General features: G+C 71.8%; 20 protein-coding genes and 1 riboswitch. Of the genes, 12 read left to right on the top strand and 8 right to left on the bottom strand.

Features of this window, described 5'->3' with window-relative positions; all coding sequences use genetic code 11:
* Positions 1–20: 20 nt before the first annotated feature.
* The 5 genes from carB to pyrR all read right to left on the bottom strand — a co-directional run bounded on the left by carB (position 21) and on the right by pyrR (position 7753).
* A complete protein-coding gene (gene carB, locus IE195_RS19605) occupies positions 21–3329 on the bottom strand; it encodes a carbamoyl-phosphate synthase large subunit (RefSeq protein WP_191273548.1) in 3309 nt (1102 codons plus the stop codon).
* Between the two features lie 15 nt (positions 3330–3344).
* Positions 3345–4487, bottom strand: coding sequence for a glutamine-hydrolyzing carbamoyl-phosphate synthase small subunit (carA, locus tag IE195_RS19600; protein ID WP_191273545.1), 1143 nt, complete (start codon positions 4485–4487; stop codon positions 3345–3347).
* Between the two features lie 53 nt (positions 4488–4540).
* Entirely contained in the window at positions 4541–5842 is a 1302-nt protein-coding gene (locus IE195_RS19595) for a dihydroorotase (RefSeq protein ID WP_191273543.1), read from the bottom strand.
* 295 nt (positions 5843–6137) lie between these two features.
* The gene (locus IE195_RS19590; protein ID WP_191273541.1) at positions 6138–7046 is read right to left on the bottom strand and encodes an aspartate carbamoyltransferase catalytic subunit; all 909 of its coding nucleotides are present in this window, start codon (positions 7044–7046) and stop codon (positions 6138–6140) included.
* Positions 7046–7753 carry a bifunctional pyr operon transcriptional regulator/uracil phosphoribosyltransferase PyrR gene (gene pyrR, locus IE195_RS19585; protein WP_225942380.1) on the bottom strand — a complete coding sequence of 236 codons (708 nt, stop codon included), beginning with the start codon at positions 7751–7753 and terminating at the stop codon, positions 7046–7048. Before pyrR ends, IE195_RS19590 begins: the two co-directional genes overlap by 1 nt.
* 501 nt (positions 7754–8254) lie before the next feature.
* Here pyrR and bldD point away from each other — a divergent pair.
* A complete protein-coding gene (bldD, locus tag IE195_RS19580; RefSeq protein ID WP_013154123.1) occupies positions 8255–8749 on the top strand; it encodes a transcriptional regulator BldD in 495 nt (164 codons plus the stop codon).
* Between the two features lie 334 nt (positions 8750–9083).
* Positions 9084–9698: a GNAT family N-acetyltransferase gene (locus IE195_RS19575; protein ID WP_191273539.1), complete on the top strand. Its 615-nt coding sequence runs from the start codon at positions 9084–9086 to the stop codon at positions 9696–9698.
* Here IE195_RS19575 and metF read toward each other — a convergent pair.
* A complete protein-coding gene (gene metF / locus IE195_RS19570; protein WP_191273758.1) occupies positions 9610–10539 on the bottom strand; it encodes a methylenetetrahydrofolate reductase [NAD(P)H] in 930 nt (309 codons plus the stop codon). The two genes, IE195_RS19575 and metF, sit on opposite strands and share 89 nt — an antisense overlap.
* Positions 10540–10807: 268 nt before the next feature.
* Between metF and IE195_RS19565 the strand changes: the two genes are divergently transcribed.
* The 4 genes from IE195_RS19565 (at position 10808) to IE195_RS19550 (ending at position 15425) form a co-directional block, all read left to right on the top strand.
* Positions 10808–11884 carry a polyprenyl synthetase family protein gene (locus tag IE195_RS19565; protein ID WP_191273537.1) on the top strand — a complete coding sequence of 359 codons (1077 nt, stop codon included), beginning with the start codon at positions 10808–10810 and terminating at the stop codon, positions 11882–11884.
* A gap of 148 nt (positions 11885–12032) precedes the next feature.
* Positions 12033–13322 carry a DUF418 domain-containing protein gene (locus IE195_RS19560; RefSeq protein ID WP_191273535.1) on the top strand — a complete coding sequence of 430 codons (1290 nt, stop codon included), beginning with the start codon at positions 12033–12035 and terminating at the stop codon, positions 13320–13322.
* A 68-nt stretch (positions 13323–13390) separates the two neighbouring features.
* Positions 13391–14284, top strand: a complete 894-nt coding sequence (locus IE195_RS19555) for an SDR family oxidoreductase (RefSeq protein ID WP_191273533.1) — start codon at positions 13391–13393, stop codon at positions 14282–14284.
* Positions 14285–14423: 139 nt separating this feature from the next.
* On the top strand, positions 14424–15425 hold the full coding sequence (locus tag IE195_RS19550; protein WP_191273531.1) for a zinc-binding dehydrogenase: 1002 nt from the start codon (positions 14424–14426) through the stop codon (positions 15423–15425).
* Positions 15426–15471: 46 nt separating this feature from the next.
* On the opposite strand, the gene thiE is transcribed toward IE195_RS19550, so the two are convergent.
* Both thiE and IE195_RS19540 read right to left on the bottom strand, forming a co-directional pair.
* Positions 15472–16143, bottom strand: coding sequence for a thiamine phosphate synthase (gene thiE, locus IE195_RS19545; RefSeq protein ID WP_191273529.1), 672 nt, complete (start codon positions 16141–16143; stop codon positions 15472–15474).
* Positions 16144–16223: 80 nt separating this feature from the next.
* A complete protein-coding gene (locus IE195_RS19540) occupies positions 16224–16583 on the bottom strand; it encodes an Rv2175c family DNA-binding protein (RefSeq protein ID WP_191273527.1) in 360 nt (119 codons plus the stop codon).
* Positions 16584–16704: 121 nt separating this feature from the next.
* A riboswitch (TPP riboswitch) is annotated at positions 16705–16815 on the top strand.
* On the opposite strand from IE195_RS19540, the gene thiO reads away from it, so the two are divergent.
* The 6 genes from thiO (at position 16784) to IE195_RS19510 (ending at position 23370) form a co-directional block, all read left to right on the top strand.
* Positions 16784–18100: a glycine oxidase ThiO gene (gene thiO / locus IE195_RS19535; protein WP_225942378.1), complete on the top strand. Its 1317-nt coding sequence runs from the start codon at positions 16784–16786 to the stop codon at positions 18098–18100. Its footprint overlaps the riboswitch before it by 32 nt.
* Positions 18091–18303, top strand: coding sequence for a sulfur carrier protein ThiS (gene thiS, locus IE195_RS19530; RefSeq protein WP_191273525.1), 213 nt, complete (start codon positions 18091–18093; stop codon positions 18301–18303). The genes thiO and thiS overlap by 10 nt, the downstream gene beginning before the upstream one ends.
* A 3-nt stretch (positions 18304–18306) precedes the next feature.
* Entirely contained in the window at positions 18307–19137 is an 831-nt protein-coding gene (locus IE195_RS19525; RefSeq protein WP_225942377.1) for a thiazole synthase, read from the top strand.
* Positions 19138–19483: 346 nt separating this feature from the next.
* Positions 19484–21463, top strand: coding sequence for a Stk1 family PASTA domain-containing Ser/Thr kinase (gene pknB, locus IE195_RS19520; RefSeq protein ID WP_191273523.1), 1980 nt, complete (start codon positions 19484–19486; stop codon positions 21461–21463).
* Between the two features lie 49 nt (positions 21464–21512).
* Complete coding sequence (locus tag IE195_RS19515) at positions 21513–22178, top strand: response regulator (RefSeq protein WP_191273521.1); 666 nt, start codon at positions 21513–21515, stop codon at positions 22176–22178.
* A gap of 166 nt (positions 22179–22344) precedes the next feature.
* Entirely contained in the window at positions 22345–23370 is a 1026-nt protein-coding gene (locus tag IE195_RS19510; protein ID WP_191273519.1) for a 6-phosphofructokinase, read from the top strand.
* The last annotated feature ends 109 nt before the right edge of the window (positions 23371–23479 follow it).

The following is a 23479-nucleotide window of genomic DNA, read 5'->3' as shown; positions in this document are numbered from 1 at the left end:
CGGCCCGGGCTGGCTACAGCCTAGGAGCTCCGGCGGCTCGCCGTGAGCGTCCGGGCGTGTTCCTGGAGGGAGCGCACCCCGACGTCGCCGCGCACACGGGCCTCGATCGCCTGCACGGCGGCGGCCAGACCCTGCACGGTGGTGACGCTGGGCACCCCCCGCACGATGGCGGCGGTCCGGATCTCGTACCCGTCCAGGCGGGGACCGGCCTGGCCCGCGCTACCGAACGGGGTGTTGACGATCAGGTCGACGTCGCCGTCGTGGATGAGCTGAACGATGGTGGGCTCGCCCTGGGGCCCGACACCCGTGCTGTGCTTGCGCACCACGGTGGCGCGGACGCCGTTGCGGCGCAGCACCACGGCGGTGCCCTCGGTGGCCAGGATCTCGAAGCCGAGGTCGGCCAGCCGCTTGACCGGGAAGATCATCGAGCGCTTGTCGCGGTTGGCGACCGAGACGAACACCTTGCCCTGGGTGGGTACCGTGCCGTTGACCGCCAGCTGGGACTTGGCGTAGGCGGAACCGAACTCGGTGTCCAGGCCCATGACCTCACCGGTGGAGCGCATCTCCGGGCCCAGGACGGTGTCGACGCCCTCGCCCTCCTTGTTGATGAACCGGTTGAAGGGGAGCACGGCCTCCTTGACCGATACCGGGGCGTCGGCGGGCAGGTCGCCGCCGTCGCCCTGGGCGGGCAGCATGCCCTCGGCGCGGAGCTCGGCGATGCTGCTCCCGGCCATGACGCGGGCGGCGGCCTTGGCCAGCGGCACCGCGGTGGCCTTGGAGACGAACGGCACGGTGCGGGAGGCGCGCGGGTTGGCCTCCAGGACGTTGAGGACGCCGGAGGCCAGCGCGTACTGGACGTTGAGCAGGCCCCGCACCCCGGTGCCGCGCGCGATGGCCTCGGTGGAGTAGCGGATGCGCTCGATGTCCTCGCTGCCCAGGGTGATCGAGGGCAGGGTGCACGCCGAGTCGCCGGAGTGGATCCCGGCCTCCTCGATGTGCTCCATGACGCCGCCCAGGTACAGGTCCCTGCCGTCGTAGATGGCGTCGACGTCGATCTCGATGGCGTCGTCGAGGAAGCGGTCGATCAGGACCGGGTGCTCGGGGCTGACCTCGGCGTTGCGCTCGATGTAGTCGGCGAGCATCTTCTCGCTGTAGACGATCTCCATGCCGCGGCCGCCCAGCACGTAGGACGGGCGGACCATGACCGGGTAGCCGATCTCGTCCGCGGCGGCCTTGGCCTCGGCGAAGGAGTAGGCCATGCCGTACTTGGGCGCGGGCAGTCCGGCGTCGGCCAGGACCCGGCCGAAGGCGCCGCGGTCCTCGGCCAGGTCGATGGCCTCGGGGCTGGTGCCGATGATGGGCACCCCGGCGGCCTTGAGGCGGCGGGCCAGGCCCAGCGGGGTCTGGCCGCCGAGCTGGACGATGACCCCGACGACCGGTCCGGCGGCCTGCTCGGCGCGCACGACCTCCAGCACGTCCTCCAGGGTGAGCGGCTCGAAGTAGAGCCGGTCGCTGGTGTCGTAGTCGGTGGAGACGGTCTCGGGGTTGCAGTTGACCATGACGGTCTCGAACCCGGCGTCGGAGAGCGCGAAGCAGGCGTGGACGCAGGAGTAGTCGAACTCCACTCCCTGGCCGATGCGGTTGGGGCCCGAGCCCAGGATGATGATCTTGGGCTTGTCCCCGGTGGGGACCTCGGTCTCCTCGTCGTAGCTGGAGTACAGGTACGGCGTCTGGGCCTCGAACTCGGCGGCGCAGGTGTCCACGGTCAGGTAGACGGGGTGGATGCCCAGGGCGTGCCGGAGTTCGCGGACCACGTCCTCCGACTTGCCGGTGATCTCGCCGATCTGGACGTCGGAGAAACCGAGGCCCTTGGCCTCGCGGAGCAGGTCCGCGTCGAGCTTGCCCGCTCCGGCCAGGACGCGGGCCGTCTCCTCCAGGCGCAGCATCTGGTCCAGGAACCAGGGGTCGATCTTCGTGGACTCGTGCAGTTCCTCCACCGTGGCTCCGGCGCGCAGGGCCTGCTGGACCTGGCGGAGCCGGTGCTCGGTGGGCTGCGCGGAGCGGCGCAGCAGCTCGTCCTTGTCACCGGGATCGCCCGCCCAGGTCAGGCCGACGCCCGCCTTCTCCAGGGAGCGCATGGCCTTCTGCAGGGCCTCGGGGAAGGACCGGCCGATGGCCATGGCCTCGCCCACCGACTTCATGGTGGTGGTGAGGGTGGGGTCGGCGCCGGGGAACTTCTCGAAGGCGAAGCGGGGGACCTTCACGACCACGTAGTCGAGCGTGGGCTCGAAGCTGGCCGGGGTCTCCCTGGTGATGTCGTTGGGGATCTCGTCCAGCGTGTAGCCGACGGCCAGCTTGGCGGCGATCTTGGCGATCGGGAAGCCGGTGGCCTTGGAGGCCAGCGCCGAGGAGCGGGACACCCGGGGGTTCATCTCGATGACGATGATCCGGCCGGTGGTGGGGTGGACGGCGAACTGGATGTTGCAGCCGCCGGTGTCCACTCCGACCTCGCGGATGACCGCGATACCGATGTCGCGCAGCTTCTGGTACTCGCGGTCGGTGAGGGTCATGGCCGGGGCCACGGTGATGGAGTCGCCGGTGTGCACGCCCATGGGGTCGAGGTTCTCGATGGAGCACACGACCACGACGTTGTCGTTGGTGTCGCGCATCAGCTCCAGCTCGTACTCCTTCCAGCCGAGGATGGACTCCTCCAGGAGCACCTCGGTGGTCGGGGAGAGCGTGAGGCCCTGACTGGCCATGCGGCGCAGCTCGCCCTCGTCGTGGGCGAAACCCGAACCGGCGCCGCCCATGGTGAAGGACGGGCGCACCACGACCGGGTAGCTCAGCTCCTCGGCGGCGTCCAGGCACTCCTGGAGGGTGTGGCAGATACGCGAGCGGGCGGACTCGCCGCCGATGCGCTCGACGATCCGCTTGAAGCTCTCGCGGTCCTCGCCGGACTGGATGGCCTCGATGTTGGCGCCGATGAGCTCGACGTCGTACTTGGCCAGGATCCCGGCCTCGTCGAGGTCGACGGCGGCGTTGAGCGCGGTCTGCCCGCCCAGGGTGGGCAGGAGCGCGTCGGGGCGCTCCTTGGCGATGATCTTCTCGATCATCTCGGGGGTGATCGGCTCGACGTAGGTGGCGTCGGCGATCTCCGGGTCGGTCATGATCGTGGCCGGGTTGGAGTTGACCAGGATGACCCGCAGGCCCTCGGCCCGCAGGACACGGCAGGCCTGGGTACCCGAGTAGTCGAACTCGGCCGCCTGCCCGATCACGATCGGACCGGAGCCGACCACGAGGACGGATGAAAGGTCACTACGGCGCGGCATGCTCTGTTCCTCTTACTACTTGGCAGCCGGTGCGGGCTGGTCGGACATCAGGTCGACGAACTCGTCGAAGAGCTCGGCGGCGTCGTGGGGGCCCGCGGCGGCCTCCGGGTGGAACTGGACGCTGAAGACGGGGCGGTCCAGCAGCCGCAGACCCTCGACGACCTGGTCGTTGAGGCCGATGTGGCTGACCTCGGCCCGGCCGTAGGGGGTGTCGAAGGGGGCGTCGAGCGGTGCGTCGACGGCGAAGCCGTGGTTCTGGCTGGTGATCGCGACCTTCTTGGTGCGGGTGTCGATGACCGGCTGGTTGACGCCCCGGTGGCCGAAGGGCAGCTTGTAGGTGCCCAGGCCCAGGGACCGGCCCAGGATCTGGTTGCCGAAGCAGATACCGAAGAGCGGCTTCCCGGAGTCCAGGACGCCGCGCATCGCCTCGACCGGGCGGTCCGCGGTGGCGGGGTCCCCGGGGCCGTTGCTGAAGAAGACGCCGTCCGGGTCGAGCGCGAGGATCTCCTCGGCGGTGGCGGAGGCGGGCAGCACGGTGACCCGGCAGCCGCGCTCGGCCAGCCGCTGGGGCGTCATCGCCTTGATCCCGAGGTCGACCGCGGCGACGTGGAAGCGGGTCGCCACCCCCTCGGGCGGCAGGATCTCGTAGGCGCCGTCGGTGCTGACCTCGGCGGCCAGGTCGGAGCCGGCCATGCGGGGCTGCTCCAGGATGCGGGCGAGCAGCGCCTCGGGGTCGGTCTCGACGGTGCTGACGGCGGCGCGCATGGCGCCGCGGTCCCGCAGGTGCCGGGTGAGGGCCCGGGTCCCGGTGAGGGCGATTCCGACCACGTTCTGGCGGCGCAGTTCCTCGTCGAGCGTGCGCTGGGCGCGCCAGTTGGAGGGGATGCGCGCGGGCTCGCGGACGACGTATCCCGCGACCCAGATCCGGCCGGACTCGGGGTCGTCGTCGTTGACCCCGGTGTTGCCGATGTGCGGCGCGGTCATCGCCACGATCTGGCGGTGGTAGGAGGGGTCCGTGAGGGTCTCCTGGTAACCGGTCATCCCGGTGTTGAAGACGGCCTCGCCGAAGGTCTCACCGGTGGCACCGAAGGATCGGCCGCGGAACACGCGCCCGTCCTCGAGTACCAGAATCGCCGGCCCGCCGGTCTCCTCGGACACGTTTCCCCCCTCTGTGCCACCAGGGCTGGCCTGGGTGCCTGTGTTCACTGTGCTCAATTGATCTTCCCCTCCAGGACGGTGGGCGCGCCGCGCAGGAACGTGGCGCGGACCCGGCCGGGCAGGGTCATCCCCCGGAACGGGGTGTTGCTGCTCTTGGTGGCCATGGCCGCCCCGTCGACGTCGACGGGCGCCTCCGGGTCGTACAGGACGACGTTGGCGGGTTCACCGACCGCCAGGCCGCGGCCGTGGCCGCTCACCCGGCCGATGCGGGCCGGAGCGGCGGACATGCGGTCGGCGACCTGGGCCCAGGTGAGCAGGCCGGTGTCGACCATCGTCCGCTGCACGACCGGCAACGCGGTCTCCAGGCCGACCATTCCCATGGCGGCCGTGGACCACTCGGTCTCCTTGGCCTCCACGGGGTGGGGGGCGTGGTCCGTGGCGACGATGTCGATCGTCCCGTCGGCCAGGCCCTCGCGCAGCGCCTGGACGTCCTCGGCGGTGCGCAGGGGCGGGTTGACCTTGTAGATGGGATCGTAGCTCTCCACCAGGTCGTCGGTGAGGAGCAGGTGGTGCGGGGTGACCTCCGCCGTGACGTCGCAGCCGCGCTCCTTGGCCCAGCGGATGATGTCCACCGAGCCCTTGGTGGAGACGTGGCACACGTGCAGCCGCGAGCCGACGTGCTGGGCGAGCAGGCAGTCGCGGGCGATGATCGCCTCCTCGGCGACCGCGGGCCAGCCGGGCAGGCCGAGCCGGTCGGAGACGCAGCCCTCGTTCATCTGGGCGCCCTCGGTGAGGCGGGGCTCCTGGGCGTGCTGGGCGATGACGCCGTCGAAGGCCTTGACGTACTCCAGGGCCCGGCGCATCAGCAGGGCGTCCCAGACACAGATGCCGTCGTCGGAGAAGACCCTGACCTGGGCGGCGGAGTCGGCCATCGCGCCGATCTCGGAGAGCTGTTCGCCCGCCAGGCCGACGGTGACGGCGCCGACGGGGCGCACGTCGCAGTATCCGGCCTCGCGGCCCAGGCGCCAGACCTGTTCGACCACGCCGGCGGTGTCGGCGACGGGGTCCGTGTTGGCCATGGCGTGCACGGAGGTGTAGCCGCCCATCGCGGCGGAACGGGAGCCGGAGGCGACGGTCTCGGCGTCCTCGCGGCCGGGTTCGCGCAGGTGGGTGTGCAGGTCCACGAGTCCGGGCAGGGCGATCAGGCCGGTGGCGTCCACGATCTGGGCGCCTTCGGGGGCCTGCAGGCCGGATCCGGTCTCGGCGATCAGGCCGTCGACGAACAGCAGGTCGACGGGGTCGCCGCCGAGCGGGCGGGCTCCGCGGACCAGGTGCGGTCCCTTGGTGTGGGGCATCGGGGTGTCGGCTTTCTCGTGTTCTGTGGAGATGAGGTTCGTGGGCGTCCGGCGTCCGGGCTGCGGAGAGCTCACCGGGCGCGGGCGCCGGGCCGTTCGGGTGTCGGACTCCGAGCCGTTCGGGCGTCGGGTCCCCCGTTCGGGCACCGGGCCGTTCGGGCGCCGGCAGGGTTTTGGAGGTACCGGAGGTGTGGTGGCGAGGAATGAGCCATCACACCGCAGATGCCGAAAGTTCCTGCCCTTTCAGGCGCCCGAACACGGATCGAAGCGGAGCGGAGGTCCAAGGCAGACACGGCTAGGAGCCGCCGAGCAGCAGGTAGAGCACGGCCATGCGCAGGCTGACACCGTTGGCGACCTGCTCGGTGACGGTACAGCGGGGCGAGTCGGCGACCTCCGCGGAGATCTCCATGCCCCGGACCATCGGGCCGGGGTGCATGACGATGGCCTCGGCGGGCATCCGGTTCAGGCGCTCTCCGTCGAGCCCGTAGTTGCGGCTGTACTCGCGGACCGAGGGGAAGAAGGAGTCGCGCATGCGCTCGGCCTGCACGCGCAGCATCATGACCACGTCGGACTTGGGCAACACCTCGTCGAGGTCGTAGGAGACCTCGCACGGCCAGGTGTGCACCGAGACCGGGAGCAGGGTCGGCGGTGCGACCAGGGTGACGTGTGCGCCCAGGGTGGTGAGCAGCAGCACGTTGGAGCGGGCGACCCGGCTGTGCAGGATGTCGCCGACGACGGCCACGCGCAGGCCGTCGAGGCGTCCCAGGCGGTCGCGCATGGTGTAGGCGTCCAGCAGGGCCTGGGTGGGGTGTTCGTGGGTGCCGTCGCCCGCGTTGAGGACGGAGCCGTCCACCCAGTTGGCCAGGCGGTGGGCGGCCCCGGAGGCACTGTGCCGGATGACGACGGCGTCGGCTCCCATGGCCTGCAGGGTGAGCGCCGTGTCCTTGAGGCTCTCGCCCTTGGAGACGCTGGACCCCTTGGCGGAGAAGTTGATGACGTCGGCGGACAGGCGCTTGGCCGCCAGCTCGAAGGAGGTCCGGGTGCGGGTGGAGTCCTCGTAGAAGAGGTTGACCACGGTGCGGCCGCGCAGGGTGGGGAGCTTCTTGACCGAGCGGTCCCCGACCTGGGCGAGTTCGGCGGCGGTGTCCAGGACGAGGGTGGCCTCGTCGCGGCTGAGGTCTCCGGCGGACAGCAGGTGTCGCATCAGTCGTCCCCTTCGGTGGTGGCGGGCGACGAGTCGGGGGAACCGGACCGCAGGCCGCCCTTGAGACCGCCCTTGAGGGTGTTGGCGGGTGAAGGGCGGGAGGGCCCGAGGAGAACCGCGTCGTGGCCGTCGGTCTCGTCCAGGCGGACGGTGACGCTCTCCCGCAGGGAGGTCGGCAGGTTCTTGCCCACGTAGTCGGCGCGGATGGGCAGTTCGCGGTGGCCCCGGTCGACGAGGACGGCGAGTTGGACCGCGCGGGGGCGGCCGAGGTCGCCGAGCGCGTCGAGGGCCGCGCGGACGGTGCGGCCGGAGAAGAGGACGTCGTCGACGAGGACGACGACGCGGTCGTCGAGTCCGCCTGCCGGGATCTCGGTCCTGCCGAGAGCGCGGGCGGGGGCCAGCCGCAGGTCGTCGCGGTACATCGTGATGTCGAGGGAGCCGGTGGGGACGCTGAGGTCCTCGACCCGTTCGATGCGCCGGGCCAGGCGCCGGGCGAGCGGTACGCCGCGTGAGGGGATGCCCAGGAGGGTGACGTGTTGGCCGCCCTTGGTGCGTTCGAGCACCTCGTGGGCGATACGGGTCAGTGCCCGGTTGAGCTCGTTGCCGTCGAGGACGGCTCTGGTGCCTTCGGGCACCTCGGGTGCGTCGGGATCCGGTGCGGGATCAGCGGAGCCCACATCACCTTTTGTTGGTTTTTGCGCACGCAAAGTAATGACCCCTTCCCTGCCTCACAGAACAGGTCGTTAAAGGATGTCGATCGTGCCCACGCTACCAGCGCGGACGGAGGGGCCTTCAGACTCGTTCCACAACCCGAGACTACGAATGTGATGCTAGTCACACCCGATGCCACCTTTTGCCCAGTGAAGGGTATTCGTTTCATGACACTACGGATTCGCACCCCACGTGGAGGAAACACGAAATTCCCTGCAGGAGCGGGCTTTCCGCCTTCCAGGAGTGCCCAACTCGCCCCAACTGGTCCACAAATGAGAGGCGTCTCACCTACGCACGGTTTGGCCACTGATTAGTCGCGTTTCACACCAACGGCTTGACCTGGACACCAGCCCCCCTCTACCGTCACTGTCTGTAACCACTACCGGGTGGGGTTGCACCCCGTGACCATCCGCTGGACCGCCCAGGCGGCCCGCCGAGTACGAGCGGACGTCTCCCCACTCACGCCAGCCACCGTCACGGCCGGGAGCGACAAGAAAATGCCATCCGAATACGCCAAGTCCCTCGGTGCGCGACTGCGTGCCATCCGCACCCAACAGGGCCTGTCCCTGCACGGGGTGGAGGAGAAGTCCCACGGACGCTGGAAGGCCGTCGTGGTGGGCTCCTACGAGCGTGGCGACCGCGCCGTCACCGTGCAGAAGCTGGCCGAGCTGGCCGACTTCTACGGGGTGCCGATGTCGGAGCTGCTGCCCGGCGGCGCCGCACCCACACCTCTGGGTCCGACACCCAAGCTGGTCATCGACCTGGAGCGCATGCAGCAGCTCCCGCAGGAGAAGGCGGGACCGCTCTCCCGCTACGTCGCCACCATCCAGAGCCAGCGGGGCGACTACAACGGGCGGGTGCTCTCCATCCGCCAGGAGGACCTGCGTTCACTCGCGGTCATCTACGACAAGTCCCCCGGGGACCTGACCGAGGAGCTCATCAACTGGGGCGTCCTCGACCCGGAGGCGCGTCGCGCCGTCGACGCCTTCTAACAGCGCCGATCGCGACGACCGCACACGCGGACCACGAAAGCCGGGTGGCCCCTTCAGCCGGGGCACCCGGCTTTCGCGCGCCCGGCCCCCGGGACACCGCGCCCCGGGAAGACCCCTGGAAAGCAGCACGGCCGGGCGGGGGCTTCCCCTCCCCTGCCCTGCCGCACCGGGCCCCGCCGGCCGAACCGGCGGTCCCATCGAACTCATGTTCGACACGAACCAGTTAACACTCCTCCGGCGCGGGGCGTCAAGGAGACCCGCGGGGCCGGCGGAGACCGCGGTCCGCCCGCCGGAACCACCAGCGGCGGCAGAGCCCGAGGTCTAGTCTGGGGACGTGGCAGCCGACACCGAGTTACGCGAACTCGCGCCCCCAGCGTTCACGCACGCCGTCCCCGCGCTCCTGGAGATCTACGGGGCCGCCATGCGCCCGCCGTCCGCACAGCTCCCGGGGCGGGCCGCCGTCATGGCCGAGCACTCCCGCTACCCCGGGTTCGGGTCGGTGGTGGCGCTGCACGACGGGCACCCGGTGGGCTTCGCCTACGCCTTCCACGGCCGCACGGGGCAGTGGTGGCACGACGTCGTCACCGAGGGGCTGCACGCCCACGGGCGTTCACGGCACGTCCGCCGCTACCTCGCCGACCCCCTGGAGATCGCCGAGGTGCACGTCCACCCCGAGGCGCAGAACCGCGGCATCGGCCGGTCGCTCCTGCACGCCCTGTGTTCGGGGCGCACGGAGCGCACCGCGGTGCTGTCCACCCGTACGGGCCCCTCCGCGGCGCGCCACCTCTACCGTTCGTGCGGGTTCGTCGAGGTGCTGGGGGCCTTCTCGTTCCCCGGCTCGCCCGACCAGCCCTTCACGATCATGGCCGCCCGGCTTCCGCTCGCCGGACCCGCGGACCGGCGACCTCCCGGTAGATCTGCCTGGTGGCCGTGGACTGGTTCGAGGTGATGAAGTGGATGCCCGGCGCGCCCTCGGCGAGCAGGCGCTCGCACATGCGCTGGGCGTACTCGATACCGAAGGCCCTCACGGCCTCGGCGTCGTCGCCGAAGCTCTCGAACTTCGCCGCCAGGGCGCGCGGGAACGGAGCCCCCGACAGTTTCTCCGAACGCGGGATGAAGGACGTGCGCACCACGGGGAAGACCTCGGGGATGAGGGGGACCTCGCAGCCGCGGGCCGCCACCCGGTCGCGCAGGCGCAGGTAGTCCTCGGGGTCGAAGAACATCTGGGTGATGGCGTAGTCGGCACCGGCCTCGCACTTGCGTACGAAGTAGTCGGTGTCGGTCTCCACGTCGGCGGAGCGGGGGTGCTTGTAGGGGAAGGCCGCCACGCCCACGCAGAAGTCGCCGCTCTCCTTGAGCAGCCGCACGAGCTCCTCGGCGTAGGTGAGCCCCTCCGGGTGGCTGACCCACTCGCCGTCCGGGTCCCCGGGCGGATCGCCCCGCACGGCCAGCATGTTGGACACCCCGGCGTCGGCCAACCGTCCGATGAGGTGGCGCAGCTCGGCGACGGAGTGGTCCACCAGCGTCATGTGCGCGACCGGCAGCAGAGTGGTGTCGGTCGCGATGCGCTCGGTGGTCTCCACCGTCATACCCCTGGTGCTGCCACCCGCGCCGTAGGTGACCGAGACGAAGGAGGGACCCAGGGCCTCGATCTCGCGGATCGCCCGCCACAGGCGCTCGTTGGCCCCGGGGGTCCGGGGCGGGAAGAACTCGAAGGAGAACATCGGCTCGCCCGAGTCGAGGAGCTCACGGATATGACGCGGCTTCGAGGCCGGGGTTCGGGGCGCCACAGGGTGGGTCGGTGCAGCCAGCATGGCACCAATCCTAGGCGAGCCCCCTCCGGTGGCCGGACGCCGAGTCCCATTTGGTGAGACCCGGGAGATCGAAACCGTCTCTTTCCCAGAATGTGAGCAGGTTTCAGCGTCCTCATCGAAAACCCTTCCAGATAAAGAGACACGATCGTCTCGGAAGCGGCTCCGCGCGCCCTACCCGGGGTGGGACGCGCTGAACTCCGCAGGGGCGCCCGTCCCGTCGCGGACAGCCGATAATGTGCAGTGCATGGCCGTCTCCTCCGCTTTCTCAGCCGCCTCCGTCATCCGTTCCGACGTGGACCGTGAACTCTCCTCCTTCTGCGCCTCGCACCGCGGGCACCTGTTGGAGGTCGGAGAGGAGCTGGCCCCGGCGATGGACTCCCTGGAGGCCATGGTCTCCGGAGGCAAGCGCCTGCGCCCCACCTTCGCCCACTGGGGGTGGCGCGGAGCGGGCGGTGCCGCCGGTGACGAGCGGATGGTCCGGGCCGCCGCCTCCCTGGAGTTCCTCCAGGCCTGTGCGCTGATCCACGACGACGTGATCGACAACAGCGACACCCGGCGGGGACAGCCCGCCACACACAAGCGCATGGCCGAACTGCACGCCGACCGCGGCTGGAACGGTGGCAGTGAGGAGTTCGGCCGGGGCGCCGCGATCCTCATCGGCGACCTGTGCCTGGCCTGGTCGGACGAGATGTACCAGGCGAGCGGCTTCGCACCGGAGACCCTCCGCGAGGGCAGGGCCCCCTTCGACGCGATGCGCACCGAGGTGATGGCCGGTCAGTACCTGGACACCCTGGAGCAGGTCCGGGGCACGGCCAGCCGCGAGGCCGCCCTGCGGGTGATGCGCTACAAGACGGCCAAGTACACGGTGGAGCGGCCCCTGCACCTGGGCGCCGCCCTGGCCGGGCGCCACGAGGAGCTGGCCGGGGTCTACACCGCCTACGGCATCCCCCTGGGGATCGCCTTCCAGCTGCGCGACGACGTGCTCGGGGTGTTCGGCGACCCGTCCACCACGGGCAAGCCCGCCGGGGACGACCTGCGCGAGGGCAAGCGCACCCTGGTCGTGGCCGAGACACTGGCCCGGTCCGGTCCCGCCGACGCCGAACGCTTCCGGAACCTGTTGGGCGCCCCCGACCTGGCGGTGGACTCGGTGGAGTGGATGTGCGGCCTGATCGAGTCCTCCGGGGCGCTGGCCGCCTGCGAGTCGATGATCTCCGAGTACACCGGGCAGGCCCTCGACGCCCTGGAGAGCCCCGAACTGGACGAGGCCGCCCGCGGACCGCTGGGCGAGCTGGTCGTGGCCGCGACCCGGCGCTCGCACTGATCCGCCGCCCGGAGGGCATCGGAGCCCGGAGGCCTCAGGGGAAACCCTGAGAATTCGAGGGATTTCTCAGGCTTTTTCCGGTTGTGCCGGCCGTCCGGTTCCGGCTTGAATCGGAGCCCGAGACAGACCCCGGAACCGGAGCCCTCCCATGTCCAGACACACCGCCGCGCTCGGACCGACCAGTGCGTCCGAACGGGCGCTCGCCCCGGACCTCGCGCGCGGCTTCATGCTGCTGTTCATCGCCCTGGCCAACACGGTCTGGTACCTGTGGGCCGCACCGCGGGGCGGCGCCACCATGCACCCGGAACCCGGGGGAGCCCTGGACGCGGCGGCGCAGTTCTTCACGGTCATGGCCGTGGACATGCGCAGCTACCCGATGTTCGCCTTCCTGTTCGGCTACGGCATGGTGCAGCTGGCCACGCGCCAGGAGGCGGCGGGTACGGCCGTCCGGGAGGTCAACGCACTGCTGCGCCGCCGCAACCTGTGGCTGATCGTCTTCGGTTTCTTCCACGCCCTCCTGCTCTGGATAGGCGACGTGCTCGGCGCCTACGGTCTGGCCGGGTTGCTCCTGGGATGGCTGTTCTTCCGGCGCAGGGACGTGACCCTGCTCGTGTGGGGCGCGGTGCTGACCGCTCTGATGGCGCTGCTGGCCGCGTTCAGCCTGCTGGCCCTGCCTTTCGTCGACGAGGCCGCCACGGGCGGCCAGGGCGGTTTCGACCTGAGCGCCTCGGCCGCCAACATCGGTGACACGTCCCCCCTCTCCGCCGCACTGGAACGCGTGGCGTTCTGGCCCCTGGTCAGTGTCGGACAGGGGTTGCTGGGCCTGGCCGTGCCCGCCGCGATCCTGTTCGGCTACTGGGCGGCACGCCGCCGGATCCTGGAGGAGCCGGGGCGCCACCTCGTCCTCCTGCGCTGGGCCGCGGTCGCGGGCGTCACCGTCGGCTGGCTCGGCGGACTCCCCCTGGCGCTGACCCAGCTCGGCGTCTGGGAACTGTCTCCGACCCAGGGGCAGATGCTGACCATGCCGCACATGCTGACCGGCCTGTTCTGCGGGGTCGGTTACGTCGCGCTGATCGCCCTGGTCGCACACCGGATCCAGGAGCGCGGCCGGGCCCCGGGGGTCGTCGTGACCGCGCTGGGTGCCACCGGCAAGCGCTCCCTCAGCTCCTATCTGGCCCAGTCGGTGCTGTGCGCCCCGATCCTGGCCGCCTGGGGTCTGGGGCTGGCGGCGCATATGTCCTCGTGGACGATGTTCCTGTACGCGACCGGGGTGTGGCTGGTGACGGTGGTGGCCGCCCACGCGATGGAGCGCGCGGGGCGGCGCGGACCGGCCGAGGCCCTGTTGCGCAGGCTGTCCTACCGGGGCCCGACCGGAGCGGTCGGCCCGTCCTCCGGGGGCGGTCCGGCGGGTGATCACCAAGAGCGCACCACCCCCTGACCGGCGGGCGCAAAAAGGGGCGTGCCGATGAGCGCCCGGCAGCCACTCGTACCCCAGGATGGGTTTCCATGGGCGACGATCACATGACAAACCACACCATAGGGGTGACCGGGGCCACGGGTGCGCTGGGCGGGCGTGTGGCCGCCCGGATCGCGAGGCTCGGCTTGGCGCAACGTCTCATCGTGCGTGACATCAACCGGGCACCCGAGTACCCGGAGAGCAGCGCGGCGATGGCGGCCTACGAGGACACCGCCGACTTCGAGCGGGCCTGCCGAGGCGTGGACACGCTCTTCCTGGTCTCGGCGACCGAGTCCGAGGACCGGGTGCGCACGCACCTGAGCGCGGTGGACGGGGCGGTCCGGGCCGGGGTGTCCCGGATCGTGTACCTGTCGTTCCTCGGCGCTGGCCCCGCCTCCACGTTCACGTTCGCCCGTACGCACTTCTACACCGAGGCCCACATCCGGTCGACCGGTGTGTCGCACACGTTCCTGAGACCCAGCCTGTACCTGGACCTGCTACCCGGCTGGGTGGACGAGGAGGGTGTGGTGCGCGGGCCGGCCGGGGACGGCAGGGCCGCGTGGGTTTCCCGTGACGACGTGGCGGACGTGGCCACGGCGGTACTGACCGACCCCGTGGTGGTGGCCGCCTCCGAGGGGGCGGCCTACGACGTGACCGGGCCGGAGGCCCTGTCGGTGGGCGCCACCGTGGCGAAGCTGAGCCGGTTGACCGGCCGCGACATCCGGTACGTGCCCCAGACCTGGGAGGAGGCGCTGGAGTCGCGCCGCCGGAGCGGGGCCGCCGAGTGGGAGATCGAGGGCTGGGCCTCCTCGTACGCGGCGATCGCCGCCGGGGAGATGGACGTGGTATCGACCACCGTCCCGGACCTGACCGGGCATCCGGCGCAGTCCATGGAGGGCTTCCTGCGCCGCCACCCGAGCGCCCTCTCCCACGTCGCGGTCTGACCGCGCCCTTCTCCGCCACCGCCGTGCCCCGTGCCCGGCGGTTTCGTTCTTTCCGGAGCCGACAGTTGACCTCAACATTAGTTGAGGAAGAAGACTGTGGGCAGCGGGAACGATCCCGCCGAGAAGGAGTGTGGTGCAGATGCGCGCAGTACGGGTGGACGAGTTCGGCGGACCCGAGGTCCTGGTGACCCGGGAGGTCCCCGACCCGAGGCCGGGACCCGGCCAGGTCCTGGTGGAGGTGACCGGCGCCAACGTGATGTACCTGGACACCCTCATCCGGTCGGGCCGGGGCACGGACCACTTCCCGGTGGCTCCGCCCTACGTGCCCGGAGGAGGCGTGTCGGGCAGGGTGGTCGAGGCCGGTCCGGAGACGGACCAGGCGTGGCTGGGCGCGGAGGTCGTCGGCGAGACGGGCCCGCCGGACGGGGACGGGGAGGCGTCAGTGCCGGTCAACGGCTACGCCGAGCGGGCGGTGCTGCGCCAGGAGTCACTCGTCAGGGTGCCCGAGGGCGTGGGCGCCCACGAGGCGCTCGCGCTGATGACCGACGGTGCCACCGCCCTGCTCCTGGAGCGGGCCGCACGGTTCACCCCGGACTCCTGGGTACTGGTGCTGGCCGCCACCGGCGGAGCGGGCAGCCTGACCGTCCAGCTGGCACGCCTCGCGGGGGCGCGGGTGATCGGCGCCGCCAGGGGCCCGGAGAAACTGGCCCTGGCCCGCGAGCTCGGCGCCGAGGAGGTCGTGGACTACTCCGAACCCGACTGGTTGGAGCGGGTCGGGAAGATCACCGGAGGCGGGGCGGACGTGGTGGTCGACGGTGCGGGCGGCGCCCTGGGCACCGCCGCGTTCGCCGCCACCGCCGACGGCGGCCGCTTCGTGAGCTACGGAACGCCCAGCGGTGAGTTCGCCGAGGTCGACGACGCGGAGGCCGGGCGCCGCGGGATCACCGCCCTGGGCCTGTTCGACCTCGAACCGGCGGACGGAACAGGCAAGCGGGACCTGACCAGGCTGGTCCTGGAGGAGGCCCGGGCCGGTCGGATCCGACCGCACGTGGGGCTGACCCTGCCGTTGGAGCGCGCCGCCGAGGCACACGGCGCGTTGGAGGGCCGCAGGGTCCTGGGCAAGGCGCTCCTGGTGCCCTGACCACGGCACCGCCCCCTGCACGCCTGGCCGGGCGACCAGGGGGCGGTCAGGTGTTGTCGGCGCGGACGGCCAGCCGGGCCCTCAGCGCGCCGGCTGCCGCGCGGGGGTCCTCCGCCTCGGTGATCGCGCGCACCACGACCACCCGGGTGGCACCGGCGCCCAGCACCTGGTCGATGTTGCCGAGGTCGATACCGCCGATCGCGAACCACGGCCGGTCGGTGCCCAGCGCCGCGGCCCGCTCCACCAGTTCCAGACCGGCGGCCGCACGCCCCGGTTTGGTGGGCGTCGCCCAGGTCGGGCCCACGCAGAAGTAGTCGCTCCCGGGCTCCTCCGCCGAGAGCTCGGCGGCCTCGGCGTCGTTGTTGGAGCGGCCGATGACCGGGTCGGCGCCGATGATGTCGCGGGCCATGGGCACCGGCAGGTCGCGCTGGCCCAGGTGCAGGACGTCGGCGCGCACCGCCCGGGCGATGTCGGCCCGGTCGTTGACGGCGAGCAGTGCCCCGTGGCGCTCGCACGCCTCCCGCAGGACCTCGAGCGCCGCCATTTCCTGACGCGCCTCCAGATCCTTGTCCCGGAGCTGGATGATGTCCACGCCCCCCGCCAGGGCGGCGTCCGCGAACTCCGCGAGATCGCCGCGCCCGGTCCGGGCGTCGGTGCACAGGTACAGAAGGGATGCGTCCAGGCGCTTGCGCAGGCTGGTTCCGTGGCTGGTCCTCACACCGACCACACTAGGCCCTGACGTCCCGGCGGCCCAAGGGTCGCGGCCGGGACGGCGTGCCCGACGGACCGCGCCCGGGACTAGAAGGCCATCCCCTGGGCCCGGCGGCGGACCTCGGTGCCCCGGTTCTCCCGCATGGCCTGGATCGGGGTGCCCGGGAGGCTCTCGTCCGGGGTGAACAACCAGCGCAGGGCCTCCTCGGTGGAGAAACCCGCGTCGGTGAGCAGCACGATGGTGCCCGGCAGTCCCTTGACGAGGTCCTCGCCGTCCAGGAAGGCGGCGGGGATGGAGAGCTCGCCACCACGGACCACGCCCATCAGGCGGTTCTCGCGGATGAGCGTCTTGATCCGGTTGGGGCTCACACCCAGCGGCACGGCCGCCTCACGCAGGGTCAGCCAGTCGCCGACGAGTTCGTCGATTTCACGGTCGCTTTGTGTCACCCCACCAATCTGCCACACCCGACCAGCTCCCGGGGACCATCCGTCCGGGCGGGGCGCCCCCCGCTCGGAGATCCCCGCCACTGCCGGAGCTGGACGCCCTGCCCTAGGATGGAGTCGAACAGACACGTCCCGCGGGAGCCGGGTGGACCCGGCTGAGAGGGAGGCTCACCGCCTCCGACCGCACGAACCTGATCCGGGTCATGCCGGCGAAGGGAGTGGAACACGGCGCCGTGCGTACCTTCGACGCTCCCCCTCACGAGACGATTCGTCCTACCAATACCGCGGTCGTGGTCGGCGGCGGCGTCATCGGCCGGGTCACCGCATGGCGGGTCGCCCAGCGCGGCCTGTCCGTCACCCTCGTCGAACCCGACCCCGTCACCGAGCCCTCCTCCGCCCGCGCCGCCTCGACCGTCGCCGCGGGCATGCTCACCCCCGCCACGGAGGCGGTGTTCGGCGAGGAGGAGCTGATGGAGTTCGGTGTCCGCTCGGCGGGCCTGTACACCGACTTCGTCACCGAACTCCAGGCGGCGAGCGGCGTGGACGTCGGCCACCGGCGCACGGGAACGCTCCTGGTCGCCTTCGACCGCGACGACCTCGCCGTCCTCACCCGCCTGCACGAGCTGCACAGGCACCTGGGCGTGCCGACCGAACGGCTGACCAGCCGCGGGTGCCGCCGTCTCGAACCCGTGCTCGCCCCGGGCGTGCGCGGCGGGGTGCTGGCCCCGGAGGACCACTCCGTGGACCCCCGCAGGCTGCTCCTGGCCCTGGCCCTGGCCGGTGAGCGGGAAGGCGTGCGCGAGGTCCGCGGACACGCCGAGGAGATCACCTCCCCCGGCCCCGGCGGCGCCCGTCTGGGCGTGCGCCTGGCCGACGGCTCCGTCCTGCCGGCCGACCAGGCCGTCCTGGCGGCGGGGTGCTGGGGCGACCGCGTCCGGGTGCCCGAACCCGTGGTGCCCCCGCTGCGCCCCGTCAAGGGACAACTGCTGCGCGCCCGGGTCCCCGCCGGCGAACCCCCTCTGGTCAACCGCACCGTGCGCGGCCTGGTCAGGGGATTCCCGGTCTACCTCGTGCCCAGGGACGGGGGCGAGGTCGTCGTGGGCGCGACCCAGGAGGAACTGGGCCACGACACCGCCCTCACCGTCGGCGGGCTCTGGCAGGTCCTGCGGGACGCGCGCGAACTCGTCCCCGGGGTGAGCGAACTGGAGGTCACCGAGACCTGTGTCGGGCTGCGCCCCGGCTCCCCCGACAACGAACCCCTCCTCGGCCCCACCCGGGTCCCCGGCCTGCACCTGGCCGCCGGACACTTCCGGCACGGGGTGCTGCTGGCCCCCGCGACCGGCGACGCCATGGCCGAGGCCCTCACCCGGGGCGCGCTGCCCGCGTACGCGCGCCGGTTCGCCGCCGACCGGTTCACCGCCGGTCAGGGGCCGCCCGGACCCGGCGGTGCCGACGACACGTTCCGGGAGTGCGCGGAGGGAACCGCGCGGGAACAGCAGGGAGAAGAGCAGTGGAACTGATCATCAACGGCCGGAGTCGCGAGAGCGCGGCCGACACGGTGGCGGCGGTCGTGCGCGACCTCACCTCGTCCGGGGACGGCGAGGTCCCCGGCGGGATCGCGGTGGCGGTCAACGACGAGGTGGTGCGGCGCTCCGCGTGGGCGGACACCGAGCTGTCCGCGGGAGACCGCGTGGACGTACTCACCGCCGTACAGGGAGGCTGAACCATGTCCGCAACGACCACGCCCCGGACGAGCCCCTCCGGGGCCGCTCCGTCCGGGCGGACCCCGGACCGCGCCCTCGGCGACCCCCTCGTCATCGCGGGCACCTCCTTCGGGTCGCGCCTGATCACCGGCACCGGCGGAGCCCCCTCACTGGAAGTCCTGGAGGAGGCCCTCCTGGCCTCGGGAACCGAGCTGACCACCGTGGCCATGCGCCGGATCGCCCCCGGCACCCAGGGGTCGGTGTGGGACGTGCTGAAGCGCAACGGGATCCGTCCCCTGCCCAACACCGCCGGGTGCTTCACCGCCGCCGACGCCGTGCGCACCGCCCGGCTCGGCCGCGAGGCCCTGGACACCGACTGGGTGAAGCTGGAGGTGATCGCCGACGAACACACCCTGCTCCCCGACCCCGTGGAACTGCTGGACGCCGCCGAGACGCTCGTCGACGACGGTTTCACGGTCCTGCCCTACACCAACGACGACCCCGTGCTGGCGCGCCGCCTGGAACAGCTGGGCTGCGCGGCCGTCATGCCGCTGGCCGCGCCGATCGGTTCGGGCCTGGGCATCCGCAACCCGCACAACCTGGAACTGATCGTCGAGCAGGCCGACGTCCCGGTGATCGTGGACGCGGGGATCGGAACCGCCAGCGACGCCGCCCTGGCGATGGAGCTGGGGTGCGACGCGGTGCTGTTGGCCACGGCCGTGACCCGCGCCCAGGACCCGGTACGCATGGCCACGGCGATGCGCGACGCCGTACGGGCGGGCCGCGGTGCCCGGCTGGCCGGGCGCATCCCGGTCCGCCGGCACGCCCGGGCGTCCAGCCCCGACGTGGTCTGAGCCCGAGCGGGGGCTCCCGCCGCGGCGGGAGCCGGGCGGTCCCGGCGCTCCCGGGCGGGTCGCGGGCCAGCGCGGCACCGCGGCGGGTTTGCCGACGTCCCTTACCGTGGGTGGGGTGTGCGGGCCGCTCGGCGGTACCCACACCGACAGACCACCCAGGCGCGAACGCCCCGCACCGACCCCGCGTCGGCCGCCACACCGGTGGGTACGGGGGCACCGCGACCGTGAACCGCGGGGCAAGACCTGGCGCCGGCTTCCGCTATCGTGTCGGTTCGACACCAGGTGTCGGGTACGCGCCACCGGCCGCGACCGCCCGCGCTCCCCGCAGCAAGGACACAACTCCGCCGTGGACATGAGGACTTCCGACCCGCTTGTAGGCGCGACGCTGGACCGTCGCTACTTCGTCGAGTCAAGGATCGCCGGTGGCGGTATGGCGACGGTCTACGTCGCTCACGACCTTCGCCTGGACCGACGGCTGGCCCTGAAGGTGATGCACCCCTCCCTGGCCCAGGACCCCTCCTTCGTCCAGCGCTTCATCAACGAGGCCCACTCGGTCGCCAAGCTCTCCCACCCCAACGTGGTGCAGGTCTTCGACCAGGGTGAGGACCAGGGACACGTGTTCCTGGCCATGGAGTACGTCCCCGGCCAGACCCTGCGCGACCTGCTCAAGGCGCGCGGCCGGCTGGCCCCCAGGGACGCCCTGAACGTGACGGCCTCGGCGCTGGCCGCGCTGGGGGCCGCCCACCAGGCGGGCATGGTGCACCGCGACGTCAAACCCGAGAACGTCCTGATCAGCCAGGACGGCCGGGTGAAGGTGGCCGACTTCGGTCTGGCCCGCGCCGTGGAGCAGTCCAACCAGGGGTTGACCCGCACCGGAACGCTGATGGGAACGGCCGCCTACCTGGCACCCGAGCAGATCGAGCGGGGCGTGGCCGACGCCCGCAGCGACGTCTACGCCGCGGGCATCATGCTCTACGAACTGCTCACCGGCGGCCAGCCGCACACCGGCGAGACCCCGATCGCGATCGCCTACCAGCACGTGAACGAGGACGTCCCCCGCCCCTCGCACTTCCTGCCCGGGCTGCCGCCCGAGGTGGACGCCCTGGTCACCAAGGCGACCGAGCGCGACCCCAGGTACCGGCCGAGCAACGCGGGCCAGTACCTGGCGAAGGTCCTGGAGGTCCTGGGGACCCTCCCCGAGGCCCCTGCGGAGTCCCCGGGGCGCATGGCCCCGGTGGCCGCCCCGGCGCCCGCGGCGGCCACCATGACCGCGCCCCAGCTGATCGCCGGGGGCGCCGGTCCGGGTACCGAGAACGCCACCATGGTCGTCGACATGGACGGCGTCGACCTGGGCGGCGATGACTACGACGACGATGACGACTACCCCGGCCGGGACCGTCCGCGGTCCTCGCGCAACCTCCTCATGGTGGTCGGCGCGGCCGCCCTGGCCCTGGTCGTGGGCGTGGCGGGTTGGTGGTTCCTGGTCGGCCAGTTCGAGCCCGTCCCCGACGTGGTGGGGATGAGCCCCGAGGCCGCCAGCGAACAGATCCGCGGGGCGGGCCTGGTCTTCGACCTGTCCGAGGAGAACGTCTACAGCGACGAGGTGGCGGCGGGAGAGGTCAGCGGCACCGACCCGGAGGTCGGCGAGCGGCTGTCCCCCGGCGACGAGGTGGCCGTGTTCCTGTCCAAGGGGCCCCAGTCGGTGACCATGCCCGAACTGGTGGGCGAGGACGTCGCCAACGCGCTCAAGGCGCTGGAGGACCTCGGCTTCGAGCCGGACAACATCGTCCAGGAGGAGCAGGACTCCCCGGACCACGAGCAGGGTGAGGTGATGGCGACCGTACCCGAGGCGGGGGCCGAGGCCGACCGGGAGGAGACGGTGACGGTCACCTTCTCCAGCGGCATCCCCGTTCCGGGCCTGGCCGGCGAGGAGCTGGAGGAGGCCGAGAGGATCCTGACCGAGCTGGGCCTGACGGTCGAGGTCGTCGAGGAGGCGAGCGAGAGCATCGACGAGGGCAAGGTGATCACGCAGGAGCCCGACACCGGCACCAGCGTCGGTCCCGGGGCCACCGTCACCCTGACCGTCTCCAGCGGACCGCCCGAGATCGAGATCCCGGACGTGACCGGCGAGTCCGTCAAGGACGCCCGCAAGGCACTGAAGGACGCCGGGTTCAAGGTGGAGGTCGAGCGCATCCTGGGCGGCCGGGAGGTCGCGCACCAGTCGCACACCGGTACCGCGCCCAAGGACACCACGATCACGATCACCGCCACCCCCGGCGGGATCGACCTGGGCGACTTCGACGAGGACGACGACGACGAGGACTGATCCGGCCCGCCCTGGTGCGGATTCGGGCGGCGGCGCTATCGTCTGCGGCATGAACGGCGACGATATCCGGGTACTGGTGGTGGACGACCACCCCATGTGGCGCGAGGCGGTGGCCCGCGACCTGACCGAGGCGGGCCTGCGGGTGGTGGGGACCGCGGGCGACGGGGCCAAGGCACTGCGTATCGCGCCCGCGGCCCGGCCCACCCTGGCCGTGGTGGACCTGCACCTGCCGGACACCGACGGGGTGGAGCTGACCGCGGCCCTGGTGGGGCTGCCCGAACCGCCCCGGGTGCTGGTCCTGTCCGCCAGCGGGGAGAGCGAGGACGTACTGTCCGCGGTCAAGGCCGGGGCCACCGGCTACCTGGTGAAGTCGGCCGGGCGCGAGGAGCTCCTCGACGCCGTCCGGCGGGTCCACACCGGCGAGGCCGTCTACACCCCGGGGCTGGCCGGCCTGGTGCTCGGTGAGTACCGGCGGCTTTCGGCCGGCGGCGACCGCTCCCCGGACGGGCCCGGGCGGGTGCCCGCCCTGACCCCGCGCGAGACCGAGGTGCTGAGGTTCGTCGCCAAGGGGCTGGCCTACAAGCAGATCGCCCGCCGCCTGGGCATCTCCCACCGCACGGTACAGAACCACGTACAGAACACCCTGACCAAGCTGCACCTGCACAACCGGGTGGAGCTGGTGCGCTACGCCATCGATCAGGGCCTGGACGAGTAACCTTCCCCGCAGCGCCCCAGGCACTTTCGGTCACGCTCCCAGCCCGCCCCCGGAGTTTCGGAGGGCGATTGCCGACCGGGGTTGGCCCGGGCTCCCCCCGCACACTATGGTCTAGACCATATGGCGCCACGCGCCGTGGACAACCACAACGTCGAGGAGAAGTCGCATGCGAGTCGGTGTGCTGACCGGTGGCGGAGACTGCCCGGGTCTGAACGCGGTCATCCGGGCCGTGGTCCGCAAGGGCATCAAGGACTACGGCTACGAGTTCATCGGCTTCCGGGACGGCTGGCGGGGGCCCCTGGAGGGCGACACCATGCCGCTGGACATCAGCGCCGTGCGCGGCATCCTTCCGCGCGGCGGAACGATCCTGGGTTCCTCCCGCACCAACCTGATGAAGATCGAGGGCGGTGTCGAGCGGGTCAAGGACAACATGGCCGGGCTCGGCGTGGACGCCCTGGTCGCCATCGGCGGTGAGGACACCCTGGGCGTGGCCCGCCAACTGCACGACCGCGGGGTCAACGTCGTGGGCGTGCCCAAGACCATCGACAACGACCTCAACGCGACGGACTACACGTTCGGGTTCGACACGGCCGTCAACATCTCCATGGAGGCGATCGACCGCCTGCACACCACCGCGGAGTCGCACCACCGCGCCCTCGTGGTGGAGGTCATGGGCCGCCACGCCGGCTGGATCGCCCTGCACTCGGGCATGGCCGCCGGGGCCAACGTCATCCTCATCCCCGAGCGCCCGTTCGACATGGACGAGGTCATCAAGCACGTCGAGAGCCGCTTCGAGACACAGTACGCCCCCATCCTCGTGGTCGCCGAGGGCGCCCACGCCAAGGAGGGGCAGCTGGAACTGGCCACCGGTGAGAAGGACGCCTTCGGCCACGTGCGCCTGGGCGGCATCGGTCAGACGCTGGCCGAGGAGATCGAGAAGCGCACCGGCAAGGAGGCCCGCTCGGTCGTGCTGGGCCACGTCCAGCGCGGCGGTACCCCCTCCGCCTTCGACCGGGTGCTCGCCACCCGCCTGGGCGTGAACGCCATCGAGGCCGTGCACGACAAGTCCTTCGGCAAGATGGTCGGGCTCCAGGGCACCGACATCGTGCGCGTGGACCTGGCCGAGGCCACCGACACCCTCAAGACCGTGCCCGCCGAGCGGTACGAGGAGGCCGAGGTCTTCTTCGGCTAGGGGTCGGCCCCCGCGCACCGGCACGCGGCCCCTCCCCGCCCGGGGAGGGGCCGCTCCGTGTCCGGGATCTCACCGGGCAGCGCACGGGGGCGGGAATGGACCGAGCGGT

This window comes from Nocardiopsis terrae (genome assembly GCF_014651695.1).
Lineage (GTDB): Bacteria > Actinomycetota > Actinomycetes > Streptosporangiales > Streptosporangiaceae > Nocardiopsis > Nocardiopsis terrae.
The sequence above is the reverse complement of the archived record's forward strand: the minus strand, read 5'-3'. Positions and strand labels throughout refer to the sequence as shown.